The sequence below is a fragment of the Streptococcus sp. HMSC064H09 genome, from assembly GCF_001812625.1.
GTDB lineage: Bacteria > Bacillota > Bacilli > Lactobacillales > Streptococcaceae > Streptococcus.
In genome coordinates, this window is sequence record NZ_KV809616.1 from 3263 (window position 1) to 19245 (window position 15983).

General features: G+C 42.7%; 5 protein-coding genes. All 5 read left to right on the forward strand.

Annotated elements, in window-relative coordinates; all coding sequences use genetic code 11:
- Nucleotides 1–4802: ZmpA/ZmpB/ZmpC family metallo-endopeptidase (locus HMPREF2867_RS08520; protein WP_083306766.1), on the forward strand; the 4802-nt coding region annotated here is incomplete at its 5' end.
- Between the two features lie 458 nt (nt 4803–5260).
- Nucleotides 5261–8905 carry a mucin-binding protein gene (locus HMPREF2867_RS08525; RefSeq protein WP_070577073.1) on the forward strand — a complete coding sequence of 1215 codons (3645 nt, stop codon included), beginning with the start codon at nt 5261–5263 and terminating at the stop codon, nt 8903–8905.
- 182 nt (nt 8906–9087) lie between these two features.
- Nucleotides 9088–10296: a metallophosphoesterase family protein gene (locus HMPREF2867_RS08530; protein WP_070577076.1), complete on the forward strand. Its 1209-nt coding sequence runs from the start codon at nt 9088–9090 to the stop codon at nt 10294–10296.
- Nucleotides 10293–13472 carry an SbcC/MukB-like Walker B domain-containing protein gene (locus HMPREF2867_RS08535; RefSeq protein ID WP_070577078.1) on the forward strand — a complete coding sequence of 1060 codons (3180 nt, stop codon included), beginning with the start codon at nt 10293–10295 and terminating at the stop codon, nt 13470–13472. Before HMPREF2867_RS08530 ends, HMPREF2867_RS08535 begins: the two co-directional genes overlap by 4 nt.
- Before the next feature lie 385 nt (nt 13473–13857).
- The gene (locus HMPREF2867_RS08540; protein ID WP_070577080.1) at nt 13858–15951 is read left to right on the forward strand and encodes a glycosyltransferase; all 2094 of its coding nucleotides are present in this window, start codon (nt 13858–13860) and stop codon (nt 15949–15951) included.
- The last annotated feature ends 32 nt before the right edge of the window (nt 15952–15983 follow it).

The following is a 15983-nucleotide window of genomic DNA, read 5'->3' on the forward strand; positions in this document are numbered from 1 at the left end:
GTCCAATCAGTGCCAATGGTACCCAAGAAGTTGGCCATGAAGGCGAAGCAGCTGTTCAACCTGCTAATCCAGACTATACAGGCAAACTGGAAGCCAAGGGTACACAAGAATCCGGTCATGAAGGTGAAGCCCTTGTTCAACCTACAAATCCAGAGTACACAGGCAAACTGGAAGCCAAGGGTACACAAGAATCAGGTCACGAAGGTGAGGCGGCTGTCCAACCCGAGAATCCTGTCCACACTCCAGTTGTTGGAAGTGTCACAGAGACTGAAACGCAAGCCATCGATTATCCTATCGAAGTTATCACTGATGATAGCAAGTATGTGGATGAAGAGGTTGTCGAGCAAGAAGGTCAAAAAGGTAGCCAAGAAATCCAGAAAATTTACCAAACCATTGATGGTGTCAAGGTCGGTGAGCCAACTATTGTGTCAGGTAAGGTTATTGAGGTGCCACAACCTAGAAAGCTTCGTCGTGGCAGCAAGCCTCTAGATGGAACAACGACGGAAGAGTCTATTGTAGAGCTTCCATTTAAAGAGATTGTCCAAGAAGATGATAGTCTTGAAAAGGGCACTCTAAAGGTTGTCCAAGAAGGTCAAAAAGGTCAAAACAAAATCACCAAAGTCTATAAGACCTATAAAGGGAATAAGACGTCTGAGGCACCAACTGTCACTGAAACCGTGCTAGTTCCTGTTCAAGATCGTATCGTTCACAAAGGGACCAAGGTGTCTGAAAAACCAGTTCTTACGCTAACACAGATTGACAAGGATGATTTGGGTCGTAGTGCTAAACTTAGCTACACCTTGACGAATCCAGGTGCAGCAGCTATCACGACTATTAAAGCAGTCCTCAAGCAAAACGGACAGATTGTCCAAACGCTTGATATTCCTAGCACGACCTTGACTGTTGACCTAACAAACTTAGACTATTACAAGCCATATACCCTCACAACAACCATGACCTATGATCGTGGCAATGGTGAGGAGAATCAGGTTTTGGCAGACCAAACTCTCCAACTGGATCTCAAGAAGGTTGAGCTTAAAGATTTTTCACGTACAGATTTGATTAAGTATGACAATCAAACAGAAGTGGATGAGACTCGTTTGGCAGCTGTACCTCAGGATCTCACGAATTACTACTTGAAGATGACTTCTGCGGATCAGAAGACCACTTACTTGGCAGTAAAAGCCATCGAAGAAACAACGGTTGATGGCAAGGCGGTTTATAAGGTAACTGCAGCAGCGGACAATTTGGTTCAACGTGATGCCCAAAACCATTTTGCTCAAACCTATAGCTATTACATTGAGAAACCTCAGGCTAGTCAAGCCAATGTTTACTACGATTTTGCTGAGTTGGTCAATGCCATTCAGGCGAATCCTTCAGGTGAATTTAGGCTGGGACAAAGTATGAGTGCTCGTCACGTCGTTCCAAACGGTAAATCATACATTACGACCGAATTTACTGGTAAGTTGCTCAGTGATGGTGACAAACGCTATGCCATCTATGATTTAGAGCATCCATTGTTTAATGTCGTCAATGGCGGAACGATCAAGAATATCAACTTTGAAAATGTAGACATCAATCGCTCTGGTCAAAATCAAATCGCGACGGTTGGATTTAACCTTAAAAATAAAGGTCTGATTGAAGATGTTAAGGTGGCTGGTTCAGTGACTGGTAACAAAGACGTTGCAGGTATTGTCAATAAAATTGATGAAGATGGCAAGATTGAAAATGTTGCCTTTCTCGGTAAAATCAACTCTGTCGGTAATAACTCGACAGTTGGTGGGATTGCTGGTTCAAACTACATGGGATTCGTCAACAGAGCCTATATCGATGCGACCATTACAGCTCAAAATGCCAACGCAAGTATGCTGGTGCCATTTGTCACTTACATGCTCAACAGTTGGAAATCAGGAACGAAGGCCAAGGTAACCAATTCAGTAGCTAAAGGTGTTCTTGATGTTAAAAATACACGAAATGTCGGTGGTATTGTCGCTAAGACATGGCCTTACGGCGCTGTTCAAAATAATGTGACCTATGCCAAGGTTATCAAGGGCCAAGAAATTTTTGCTTCTAACGATGTCAATGATGAAGACGGTGGTCCATACATCAAAGATCTCTTTGGTGTTGTTGGTTACAGCTCGGCCGAAGATGGTACTGGTAAAGATACTAAGAGTCCGAATAAGCTCAAACATTTGACCAAGGAAGAAGCTGACAAGCGTGTTGAAGGTTACAACATCACAGCTGATACATTTGTTAGCGAGCCTTACGCATTGAATACTCTTAACAATGTTTCTAGTCAAGCTGATTTTGCCAATATTCAAGACTATAAGCCAGAATACAAGCAGGCTTACAAGAATATTGAGAAATTCCAGCCATTCTATAACAAGGATTATATTGTCTACCAAGCAAACAAACTGGCCAAAGACCACAACTTGAATACCAAAGAGGTGCTCTCAGTGACACCAATGAAAGACAGTAACTTTGTCACAGACCTAAGCGATGCTAACAAGATTATTGTTCACTATGCTGATGGAAGCAAAGACTACTTCAAGCTTTCAGAGAGTTCAGAAGGTTTGAGCAATGTTAAAGAGTACACTGTCTCTGATTTGGGTATCGCGTACACTCCAAATGTCGTTCAAAAAGACCACTCAAGTCTCATCAATGGTATTGTGGATATCCTTAAACCGATTGAGTTGCAGTCTGATCCGATTTACCAAAAACTTGGTCGTACCGGTCCAAACAAGGTCAATGCTATCAAGAACCTCTTCTTGGAAGAAAGTTTTGAAGCTGTTAAGGCTAATTTAACTAACCTGGTGACTAAGCTGGTTCAAAATGAAGACCACCAGCTTAACCAATCACCAGCTACCCAACAAATGATTCTTGACAAGGTTGAGAAAAATAAAGCGGCCCTCTTGTTAGGTTTGACTTACTTGAATCGCTACTATGGTGTGAAGTTTGATGATGTTAATATCAAGGAAATCATGCTCTTCAAACCAGATTTCTATGGTAAAAATGTGGATGTCCTTGACCGTTTGATTGAGATTGGCTCTAAGGAAAATAATATCAGTGGTTCAAGAACATACGATGCTTTTGGTGAAGTTCTCGCCAAAAGTACCCTTTCTAGTGATCTGACCGACTTCCTTAATTACAACCGAAAACTCTTTACCACTATCGACAATATGAATGATTGGTTCATCGATGCTGCTAAGGATAAGGTCTACGTTGTTGAGAAGGCCTCTCAAAATGAAGGTGTCGGTGAGCACAAGTATCGTGTTTATGATAACCTTAGTCGTGGTCTCCACCGCAAGATGATTTTGCCATTGTTGAACCTTGATAAGACAGAGATGTTCTTGATTTCTACCTATGACACCATGTCTTATGGTACGGCTAACAAGTACAATACAACCTTAGAGAAGTTGAAACCTGAGATTGATCTAGCCGCTCAACGTCAAATCAACTATCTTGATTTCTGGCAAAGATTGGCTGCGGATAATGTCAAAAACAAATTGTTCAAAGACATTGTCAATCCAGTCTGGGAAGGTTTCTACGTCTGGGGCCATGGTTGGCCAGGTTGGCCAGAGCGCTACGGCCAATTCAAGAACAGTACAGAAGTCTATGCGCCGATCCGTGAAATCTATGGACCAGTCGGTGAGTACTATGGTGATAACGGAGCCATGGCCGGTGCCTATGCTGCCATCTACGACAATCCATACGATAATCGTGCCAAAGTTACTTTTGTCATGTCTAACATGATTAGCGAGTACGGTGCTTCGGCCTTCACTCATGAAACAACTCATATCAATGACCGTATTGCCTACTTTGGAGGCTTTGGTCGTCGTGAAGGAACAGACGTTGAAGCTTATGCCCAAGGGATGTTGCAATCACCAGCTACTCAGGGCCATCAAGGTGAATACGGGGCCTTGGGACTTAACATGGCCTTTGAAAGAGAAAACGACGGTAATCAGTGGTACAACACTAATCCAAACAAGTTGAAGTCGCGTGAAGCCATCGACCGTTACATGAAGGGCTACAACGATACCCTTATGCTTCTTGACTCCCTTGAAGGAGAAGCGGTCCTCAGTCAAGGCAAGCAAGAGCTCAATAACGCATGGTTCAAGAAGGTAGATAAACAGTTACGTGGTAACAGTAAAAACCAATACGACAAGGTGCGTGCTCTAAGTGATAGTGAAAAAGCTATTAACTTGACCTCTATTGATGACCTTGTGGATAATAACTTCATGACCAATCGTGGACCTGGAAATGGTGTTTATAAACCTGAGGATTTCTCTTCTGCCTATGTCAATGTGCCTATGATGTCTGCCATTTATGGTGGTAATACCAGTGAGGGCTCTCCAGGTGCTATGTCCTTCAAGCATAATACTTTCAGACTCTGGGGTTACTACGGCTATGAAAAAGGCTTCCTAGGTTATGCGACCAACAAGTATAAACAAGAAGCCAAAGCAGCTGGCAAGAACACCCTTGGTGATGACTTTATCATTAACAAGATTTCTGATGGCCAGTTCAACACCCTAGAAGACTTTAAGAAGGCTTACTTCAAAGAAGTGAAAGAAAAAGCGTCCCATGGTTTGACGACAGTTGCTATTGATGGCACATCTGTAAGTTCTTACGATGATTTGTTAGCCATGTTTAAAGCGGCAGTAGCCAAAGATGCTGCAAGTCTTAAAACAGATAATAACGGTAATAAATCTGTATCAACAAGCCATACGACAAAACTCAAAGAAGCTGTCTATAAGAAACTCCTACAAGAGACAGATAGTTTCACAAGTTCTATTTTCAAATAATAGATGAAAGAATCCCTTTTGGTAACTGCCAAAGGGATTTTTGAGTTTGTTCGAAAAAGGAGTAATAAGGAGTCTCTATGTCAGTATTGGCAAGGGGTTAAGAGAATTGTGAGTTGAGTCGTTAAAAAATTTTTCTTTTGAAGGGAGAGTATTTTGTATTTTAATAAATATCACCAAAACTAAAAACTAAGGTTAGGGTGATGGACGTTTTTAATGAAAAATGGTTTGATATGAAAGTATTTTGAAAATTATAGAACTAACAAAACAGAGGGTTGTGGTAAATAAAAGCACGAATGTTTTGAAGTTTCAAAGGACTTAGATAAAAGTTTTAAATTAATATTTTCTAATAAAAGTTAAACTTTTACACAATTATTAGTATATATTTGACAATTTAATAATTATAGTATAAAATGGAAACTGTATATAAAGTAATTTGGATATTGAGGAAATTTATTATTATGAGAGATATGTTTAATAAACGCCAACGTTTTTCATTAAGAAAATACAGCTTTGGTGTAGCCTCTGTCCTTTTGGGAGTTTCAATCTTCTCAAATGCACAGGGTGCCCAAGCTGATGAAACGGTAGCACCAACTACCGCAGGTATGGAAACAACTGCTGAGCCAGATGTAGTCGTGGAGCAATCAACGCCAACAACAGCATCAGTAGCGCCAGCAACAACAGAAAACGCACCAAGCTCAGTCTCTACTGTGGCCTTGGCTAGTGAACAGCCACAATCAGCAGCTCAAGAAAGCCAGGCAACTTCAACAACTAGTCAAACAGCAGCTAGTTCAGAAGCAGCTTCTCAGGCTGCATCGCAAGCGAGCTCTGAATCTTCAGCAGCGACTGCTTCATCTGTAGCGACTAGTGCACAAGCTCTTAGCTCAACAGCAGTAGCCGAAGCTCCTGTTGCTGGTCAAGTACCAGCACAAACAAGTGCAGCCGCTTCAGTTGCGACTGCAGCAGAAACTGCCAGCGCAGAGTCTACAACCAATGCTGTAAATAGCGTCCTTAAAGTAGCGACTAGTGAGTTGGCCGTGACAAGCAGTGAATTGAATGCTGCTGAAGCAAGCCTTAACTCTGAAAATCTCATCAACGCTATGGGACTTGCGGTATCAAACCGTAGCCTTCGTACAGCTGATGCAGTTGCTGTTTTGACAAATGCTGGAGCAAGCTCAACAAACCCTGACTTGACAAACCTAGGCTACAAACTTGCTTATTTGCCAGAACGTCAGCAATACTTTGTTAACATTGATTACATCAACAATCTTAGAGTTGGTCGTGATAATCGTGGGGTTATGAGACCTTATGACTACATTACAAATGGTAACTACATGGTTGTCGTAAACTATGCCAACCTTGGTATTATTGACTACGTGGATGAAGCAGGAAACAAGATTCCTGGATCTTCAACCTACCGTATCAATAACTCAACTGAAACAATCACAGCAAACGGTAAGACTTACAATAAAATCTACGATGCTGGTGTAACAGAACTTCCACCAGTACCAGCAGGATACCGCATCAAATATGCCTCTGCTGACAAATCTAAAGCTAATGCTTATGTAGATGTTTTGAAGTCAGAACGTCAATACGACTATAATAACGGTATTGCAACAATCCGCTCAGAACGTGCTTGGGACCGTAACCAAAGCCGTGTCGTTGACCTTGTGCAATTTGCTAACGGTTCACAAGGATTGGATGCTTCAATTGATGCTAATGGTGGTGGTCAATACCTAGCTCCAGGTTACCGTTACCACATTATCGTTGAAAAAGACACTAAAGATGTCACAAAAGCAACAAGTCAAACAGTGACTTACACTGGTGCTGATACGAAGACACCAGCTGCTAACACTCAAAATGACTTTAGCTTCAACGGTAAAGAAGATCCTACAACTAATACGACAACTTGGACTGAAACGACTCACACTTATGGAACAGTCAAAACTCCAGTTGTTACTGGTTACTATGCCGATAAAGCCGTAGCAGGTGGCAAGACAGTTACTCCAGATGCACCAAATGCGACAGACACAGTGACATACAAAGCCTTTGGTAAATTTATCGCTGTGGATGAAAATGGAAATCCAATTCCAGGTGTATCAACAACTGCCTACACTAACGATCCTAATGATGCGACTAAGATGATTGCCATCGACAAGACGCTTCCAAGTATTCCTGGCTACACAGTTAAGGTTATCCCTGCGTCACCTTCAAATCCGGGTGAAGATACTCGTGTCGTTTACGTAGCAATCGTTAACGATGTAACTAAGGCGACGAAACAAACAGTTACATTCCAAGGTGCTGGCGATAAAACTCCAGCTGCAGATGTGAGATCTGACTATACCTTTGCAGGTAAGGATAACCAAGCGACTGGTAAGGTGACTTGGAATGAAACTAGCCACACTTACGGTACAGTTAAGGTTCCTGTTGTTAATGGTTACTTTGCAGATAAAGCGGTAGCAGGTGGTAAGACAGTAACTCCAGATGCTCCAGAAGCAACTGATACCGTAACTTATAAGGCCTTTGGTAAATTTGTCATTGTCGATGAAAATGGGAACCCAATTCCAGGTGTGTCAGATACTGCCTACATCAATGATCCTAACGATCCAACTAAGATGATTGCAGTTGACAAGAACTTGCCAACTATCCCAGGTTACACTGCTAAGGTAGTACCTGCAACACCAGGTGACTTGTCTAGCAATACTAAGGTTGTTTACGTTAAGAATGATCAAAAAGCAAGTGTTGTTTACCGTGATGAAACAAGTGGTTCAACCCTTGAAACAGTTGCCTTGGCTGGTAAGTCTGGTGAAGCGGTTAACTATTCAACAGCTGAACGTATCAAACACTATCAAGGCCTTGGTTATGTCCTCGTAACAGATGGTTACCCAGCTGGTGCAAGCTTTGACTTGGATAGCACAGTTGACCAAGCTTGGACAGTAAGCTTCAAACGTGTAGCACTTGACTTTAATCCAGACAATGCTCACGAACCAGGAACACCAATCTATCCTAACCAACCAAACGGTCCAAAATGGCCAGCTAAGGATGCTTACCTTAAAGATGTGACATACACTGTTCACTATGCAAGCAAAGATAGCAATGCTAAATTGCCAGCAGACAGTGTTCAAAAAGCACAATGGAAACGTTCATTGACGCTTGACTCTGTAACAGGTGATATTCTTACTGCAGGTGAATGGAAGGCAGATAAGACTAAGTTTGATCTCGTGATTACACCAATGGTTAACGGTTACTTCGCCGATAAAGGCCGTGTGGCTTCTCAAGATGTCACTATGGACAGCAAGGTTGAAACTGTTACTTACACTAAATTTGGTAAGATTATTGCCGTTGACGAAAAAGGGAATCCAATCCCAGGTGTTGAAGCAGTTACTTACACAAATGATCCTAACGATCCAACTAAGGCTGCTATGACTCTTGTTCCTGAAGTGAAAGGTTACAAGGCTGATAAGACTGGTGTGACACCAAGCAACTCTGGTGAAGATACAAAAGTTGTTTACAAGGTGGTTAATGCAGAACCTGCTAAACCGACAGTTAACAAAGAAGTTGGTACTATCGTTGTTATCTACCGTGACGAGTATGGTAACCAAATCAAGATGCCACTTGTGATCACTAACTCTGTTGGTTCAGAAGTTAATGTTCATGGTGACCGTTACATCTACCGTAACGGTGTGAAATATGAATTGATCCGTCAAGAAGGTAAATCTACAGATAAGATGACAGAAGGTCAAACAGTCGTAACTTACATCTACCGTAAAGTCGAAGATGGCTCAACACCATCAAACGGTAACGGTGGTCAATCTGGAAGTTCAACATCTAAGGCTGTCAAAGCAACTTCAAACGGTTCTAAAGGATCTAAAGGTTCTGGATCTGGTTCAGCTGCTGATGGAGCATCAGATGGTAAAGGTTCAGATAAGAAGAAATCTGGAAACAAAGATGGTAAGAAGGCAGATGGCTCTGATAAAGCTAAAGAAGGCGATGAACAATTGCCAGTAACAGGCGAGTCAGATAACAACCTCGCAGCAATGGGTGTTGTTGTTATGGGACTTATGTCAGGACTTGCGGCTATGAATCGTCGTAAAAACCAAGACTAAGAATTCCACACCTTATCTCTCATAAATTCCAAAAATAAAATCTCTCTCGAGTGAATTGCTCGGAGAGATTTTTTGGTTTGTGGATAAAATTCACGGAATCTCCCAAGGTTTGTGAATCTTTTAAGCAGTATTTAGCTTGATAAGGTACAATAGAGTAAGACAAAACGAATGAGGAGACTGTCATGAAGTTTTTACATACGTCAGATTGGCATGTGGGGCGAACCCTCAATGGCTGGTCTTTGTTGGAGGAGCAGGAGTGGGCCTTTCAACAGATAGTGGATTTGGCTATTTCTGAACAGGTGGATGGGGTCATCATTGCGGGAGACCTCTATGACCGTGCGGTGCCGCCTGTGGATGCCATTAAACTTTTTAATAAGACTTTAGCGCGTTTGGTCTTGGAGGAGCAGATTCCTGTCTATGCTATCAGTGGCAACCACGATGGTGCGGAACGTTTGCATTTTGGGCGTGACTTCTTTCAACCTCAGGGCTTTCATTTGAGCACACGTTTGGAGGAGGCTTTTGAGCCTATTGAGTTGGAGGCTTGCCAGATTTTCCTGCTTCCCTTTATCGATCCTATTGATGCCCGTATTTATTATAAGGACGATGAGAATAAGGAAATTCAGGGGATTGGTGATGCCTTGGCCTATATTCTCGAGGATATGGAAAAAGCTTTTGATCCTGACAAGGCCCATATTTTGGTGACGCATTTTGCAGTTTCTAAGAAGGATGATAGCGATGGTCAAAGTCTACGGGAATTGATGTTGTCTGAAACCAGCAATACGGTAGGTGGTCTTACCAATGTGACCAGTGACCTTTTCAAGGCTTTCGATTATGTGGCCTTAGGGCATATCCATACGCGTTTTGCCAGTCCGAGCCAGCGCGTGCAATATTCAGGCAGTCCGGTCGCCTTTAACGTCAAAGAAGCCAAGCGTAAGGAAGAAAAGGGTGTCTATATTCTTGAATTGGATGCAACTGGAGACTTGTCTCAGACCTTCCATCCTTTAGAGGTCAGACGGCCGATTGTGGCCTTGCAGGAGCCTTTTGAAACCTTGATGTTACCTGAATTTTATAAGGAGCAGCCTTGTCAAAAGGCTTGGTTTGCCTTTGATATTCAATTGTCCAGTCGTAAGGAATTAGAGGGAATCAATGTGCGTGCCCGTCTGGAAGAGATTTATGGGACAGACATTGTAGAAATCACTTTCAGTCGTTTGGGTGATGTCAGGGAAGAAAGCTTGACTGTAGATCAGCACTTAAAAGATGTGGAAATGCAGTCGCCTCAGGAAATTGTCTCTGATTTTTACCAGACAGTGACTGGGGGCGATGTCTTGTCTGAGAGACAAACTGCTCTTGTGGAAAGTATTTTTGAGGAGATTGGAAGGAGTGGACAATGAGACCAGTTCAGTTAGAATTGACCAATTTTGGACCTTATCGTAAGGAAGTCATCAATTTCACCCAGTTTGACCACGCTCCCCTCTTTTTGATTGGTGGGGACACGGGGGCTGGTAAGAGTACCCTCTTTGATGCCATGACGGTTGCCTTGTTTGCCACAACCAGTGGCGACCGCAATGTTGAGGAGATGCGGTCAACCTTCGCTGGTCCAGAGGATGACTTGACCAAGGTAACCTTTTATTTCCAACAAGGCAAGCATCTTTATCGCATTGAGCGAGTGCTCCAGCAGGAGAGAGCCAAGCGAGGTGGTGGCACGACCATGCAAAAGGCAACGGCTTCTCTAGTCATTGTGGATAAGATTGGTGGTCAGGAAATTGAAAAGCTTGGGGATAAGATCAAGGAAGTGAGTGACCAGATTGAGCAGATTTTGGGGCTCAATGCTGAGCAGTTCAAACAGATTATTCTCCTTCCGCAAAATGATTTTAGCCGTTTCTTGAAAGAAGATTCCAAGACCAAGACTCAGATTTTAAAGAAAATCTTTGGAACGGGTATTTTTGACCGTTTTCAAAAGAGCTTGGAAGAGCGTCTTCGTCAGAGCAATAAGGATATGGATAAGCGTCAAGCTCAGCTAGATGGCCATTTTGCTAGTCAGGTGTGGTCTGAGGAGGAATTAGCCGTCTTGGCCCAAACGCCAGCCTCTGAAAAATTGGCACGCCTTGAAGAGCTTTTGTCTCAGCGTCAAGAAAGTCTTACGGAGCAAAAAAGCATCTTGAAGGATGCCCATGAGGATTTGGTTAAACTGCAGAAGAGCTTGCAGAGTGCTCAAGATGTGGCAAAGATTTTTCAAGAATTGGAGCAAGCCAAGGAGCGTTACCGTCTGGAAATTGAGGAAGGTGCTCAGGAACAGGCAGAGGCGAAAGCGCATCTGGAGGAATTGCAGTTTGCCCAAGGTCTGCAAGAAACTATTAGTAGCTTGAAGCAGTATCAGAAGCAGTTGTTGCAATTAGAACAGGACCTTGAGATTGCTCAGGAGAAATTAAAGGCTAAGGAGCAGGCTTTTGAGGAAGTCAAGGCTCAAAAAGAGGCGTTTACAACCCAATCTGAGGATTTTCTTCAAAAAGAAGAGAAACTGGAAGCATGGAAAGAGGCTATTATCTATGCCCAGAGTCTTGCCCAAGAGCAGGAAAAAATCAAACGGTCAAGTGCTAAATATAAGCATTTGGAAGAAACTTATCAGCAGGCTTCGAAAGAGATTGAGCTCCTTTCCCAGTCCTTGTCAGATTTGGAAGCTAATCGTCTTAGTTTAGAGAGTTTACATGAGGCTGAAAAACTCCTCCAGTCTGTGAGCTACAGTGTGGATAAGCAACTGGCTCAGGACCTGAAAGAAATAGAGGGCTTGAATCAGGAGTTGGCAAAGACGGAAAAACGTCATCAAACCTTATCTTTGGATAGTGACCAAGCTCAAGAAATCTTAAATGAATTGGAAGAGAAGTTAAGAACGACTTTGGCTTCACGTCGTCAACTCATGATTGCCCAGTTGCAGGCAGAGTTAGAAGATGGACAGCCCTGTATGGTTTGTGGTTCCTTGGATCATCCTAATGTCGATGGGACACAGGCTGATGAAGCGGCCTTGAAGGATCTCATGAATCGGGTGGAGGAACTTCAAGCTCAAAAAGAAAAGCAAGTCGCTACCTTGTCAAACCGTCAGGCTAGATTGAGCGAAGTTGAGTCTAAACGTCAAGATTTGCTTGACCAAGTGGCTAAAGTTAAGCTGACTCTTGAAAAACACTATCAAGAACTCGAAGAGCAAATTAAGGGACAGTTTGATTTTGAGTTTTCAGAGGACTATGAAGCTGTCCGTGGACATGCCTTGTTGAGTGCTGTTGAGAAGCATTATCAAGAACTCCAAAAACGCTATGAGAAGGAAGAGGCAGACCGTGTCCATTATCAAGATGAGTTAGGACGAGCTCAGGAAAAAGCGACAGATTTGGCTAAGAGCTATCAAGAGGCCAAGGCAGCTCTCGACCAAGCTGAAGAGCGCCTAAAAGACCTGCAGGAAGCTCATCCAGAGTTGGAGTCTGTAGAGGTTTATCAGGAACGGATTTCACTTGCGAAGCAGGAGTTGGACCTCTACAATAAGCAGATTAAGGAAAATAGTGAAGTCTACAACCAACTTCATGCCGATATTCAAGGCATAAAGGGGCAACTTGAGAGTTTGACCAAGTCTAAAGAAAAGACCAGCCAAGAAACGAAGCGTTTATCAGCTGAATTAGCCCAAAGTCTTAAGGCTGAGGGAGCTCTCACCAATGACCTAGAACAAATCCAGCTTTGGCTGCTTGAAGTGAACAAGCAAGCTATTCCTAAGCTTCAGGCTCAATTGACAAGTTACCAAACCCTTAAACAAGAATTGCAGACCCAGATTAGTAAGGGCAAAGAGCTTCTCCAAAATCAAGAGAAACCAGATTTGGCTGCTTTAACCCAAGAGGTTCAAACCAGTCAGGAAAGTTACGATATGCAATTAGCTCAGTTTTCTGTCATGGAGAAGGGCCTTAAGGATGCGACGGCTACTTACCAAGCGGCAAAAAACCTTCAAGACAGTAATCAAGAGGCTTTTAAGGCCCATCAAGAACTCAGTGATTTGGTTAAGGTGGTTAAGGGAGAAAATACTGCTCTGACTGGTCGTCTCAATCTTGAGGTCTACGTTATCCGTCAGTATTTCCAACAAATCTTGGACTATGCCAATGCCAACTACATCGGTCTCTTAACGGATAATCGCTATTCCTTTGTCTTGAGCGAGGAAGGACGCAGGGCGCGTGATCACTTTGGCTTGGATATCAACATCTATGACCAGTGGACAGGTAGTGAACGCTCCGTTAAATCCTTGTCTGGTGGTGAAACCTTTATCGCCGCACTGGCCATTGCCCTATCCCTCTCAGAAGTTGTGCAAAATACCAGCAAGGGTGCTGTCGTTGAAGCCCTCTTCATCGACGAAGGTTTCGGTTCGCTAGATAAAGAAGCCCTCACCAAGGCTATCTCTGTCCTAGAACAAATCGGTGAAAACCGAATGGTCGGAGTCATCAGCCACGTGGACGACATGAAAGAGGGCATCGCTCAGCAACTAGCCATCATCAAGTCACACGATGGTAGTAGTCGCATTAAAATTGTGGATAAGGGGTAGGAAGAGTTGAGAGCTTAAGAGACCTCGCTCAAAACCTTTAAGCATTCTAAGAGATAGTTCCTCGTCAGGGCTATCTCTTTTTCTATCCCCTCTTTATTAGCTTTTTAACTGTCAGTTTTTTCTGAAAATAAAAGGAAATTAGTTTGAAAAAAACCTCTCATAAAAAAGCTAATCTATTAGAAAATTAAGTGATACTATGGTATAATTTAATATGGTTAAGTCTCGATAAAAGCAAGGAAAAAGTGTATAGAGTGTGTATCAGGTCCCTATCTCTTGCGACCTAAAAGTTGTTATTAAACTCTTAGACTGTTTCTGGAAAGCTTATGTCGGTTTGAGACAGGAAAAGAAAAAATTATACTAGCTAGAAAAAAATAAGAAATAAAAAATGACAGAAAAAATTTCCGTAATTATTCCCGTTTACAATGTAGAAAATCAACTCCAGACCTGTTTAGACAGTGTTTTGGGGCAGACCTATCAAAATCTTGAAATTATTCTCATCAATTATGGCTCAATAGATAATAGTGATGCCATTTGCCGTAGTTATGCTGCTAGGGATTCTCGTATCCTCTATTTTAAAAAGGATAATGGAGGGCTTTCAGATGCTCGCCATATTGGTATTCGTCAGGCTAAGGGAGCTTACGTCACCTACGTGGATGCTGAGGATTGGGTAGAGTCTACTTATCTGGAGGAACTTTATAAGACTCTGCAGGCCCACAAGGCGGATATCGCAGTGGCCAATTACAGTGTCTATAAGGAATCGGAAGATCTCTTTTATTTTTATATCAAGGATGAAGATTATTATGAGCAGGTTTATTCACCGGCTCAGATTATTGATGGTCTCTTTGAAGAAACCAATAACATTAACATCGCTCTGATTTCTGCGACAGGCAAACTCTACAAACGTTCTTTGTTTAATGACTTGCTTTTTCCAAAAGAGCATGCAGGAGAGGATGGCTTTTTCAACCTTAAAGCCTATCTCATGAGTGAGCGTACGGTTTATCTCAACAAGGGACTTTATGTATATCGTGAGAGTCCAGAGATGCCATCAGCGACTTGGATGCAAGACTGGATGATGACCTTGGTTTATGCCATGGAAGAACGCTTGGCTATTGTTGCTAGTCATGGTTTCCCTTTGGAGAAATACATGGTTACCTACCGTCAGATGTTAGAGGCTTGCTTGAAAAATGTGGAGGAGCAAGGTCTCACGGATTCTGATGCCTACCGCTCCATTCAGGAGAAATTCCAGGTCTTGAGTTTAGCTCCTCAACGTTATGAGACTAAAAAGCGTGCTATTGTTCTTGCGGCTAACTATACTTATGTTGACCAAGTGCTTACGACCATCAAATCCATCGTTTTCCATCATCGCAATATTCGTTTTTACTTGATTAACGATGATTTCTCTCAAGAGTGGTTTAGAGGACTAAACCGTCATCTGGCTGCCTTTGGTAGTGAAGTGATTAACTGTCGTGTGGATAGTAGTCATATCAAGCAATACAAGACTAATAGCAACTATGCAAGCTATCTTCGCTATTTTGTGGCGGACTTTGTGTCTGAGGAACGGGCCCTCTATTTGGATAGTGACATGGTGGTTACAGGTTCTCTAGAGGACCTCTTTACCCTTGATTTGCAAGGACGTCCTTTGGCTGCCGTGCGTGATTATGCTATTCAGGTTCAGGACCGCCAGGCGATGTTTGATGCAGGATTCATGGTGATTGATACGGCTTATTGGAAGCAGTACAACATGAGACGTCACTTTATTGACATGACTAGCGAATGGCATGATAAGGTCCCATTTGCGGAGCAGTCCATTCTAAACATGGTCTTCCGTAACAACTGGTTGCCCTTGTCTTTTGACAACAACTATGCGGTTACCAAGTCTAGTTTAGCTGGTTTCCATCTGCCAAATGGTCAAGACTATCCTAAGGTTGTGCATTATGCCTCACACCGTAAGCCTTGGTTACCATTGGCTTGCCAAGCTTATCGCGAGGTCTGGTGGTTCTATGCTCAAATGGATTGGTCAGAGGTTGCTGAAAATGCCACTTTATTGCCACTTTCAGAGAACATGATTTATCCTAAGGGCCGTCCGTTTACTTGTTTGGTTTACACCAACATTTCAGAAATCCCTCATTTGACGGATCTTATCTCGGCTCTTCCTAAGGTACAGTTTAAAATTGCCTCTCGACAGCATGTGACAGATAAACTGGCTCAATTGATTACCTATCCAAATGTGACGGTTTACTCAGCCATTGCGGGCTTAAATGGGCTAGATTTGGAATTGTTGCGTACCAGTGACTTGCTTCTAGATATCAATCCAGGAAGAAAAGTAGTGGAAATTCTTGATGCCTTTAGGTTTGAAAACAAACCGATTTTAGGGTTCGAGGACCTTAAGTCAACCAAGCATAACCAACAAACCTACTCAAGAGATCGTTGGAAAGAGATGGCTGAGACCATTCGCCAAATGCGTAAGAAGAGCCTGTAATCCTTTGCTTGGATAAGTAGGCTGAAATGGTG

Coding starts and splice junctions, on each gene's coding strand:
- HMPREF2867_RS08530 (WP_070577076.1), top strand. CDS start 9,088: ATGAAGTTTTTACATACGTCAGATTGGCATGTGGGGCGAACCCTCAAT.
- HMPREF2867_RS08525 (WP_070577073.1), top strand. CDS start 5,261: ATGAGAGATATGTTTAATAAACGCCAACGTTTTTCATTAAGAAAATAC.
- HMPREF2867_RS08540 (WP_070577080.1), top strand. CDS start 13,858: ATGACAGAAAAAATTTCCGTAATTATTCCCGTTTACAATGTAGAAAAT.
- HMPREF2867_RS08535 (WP_070577078.1), top strand. CDS start 10,293: ATGAGACCAGTTCAGTTAGAATTGACCAATTTTGGACCTTATCGTAAG.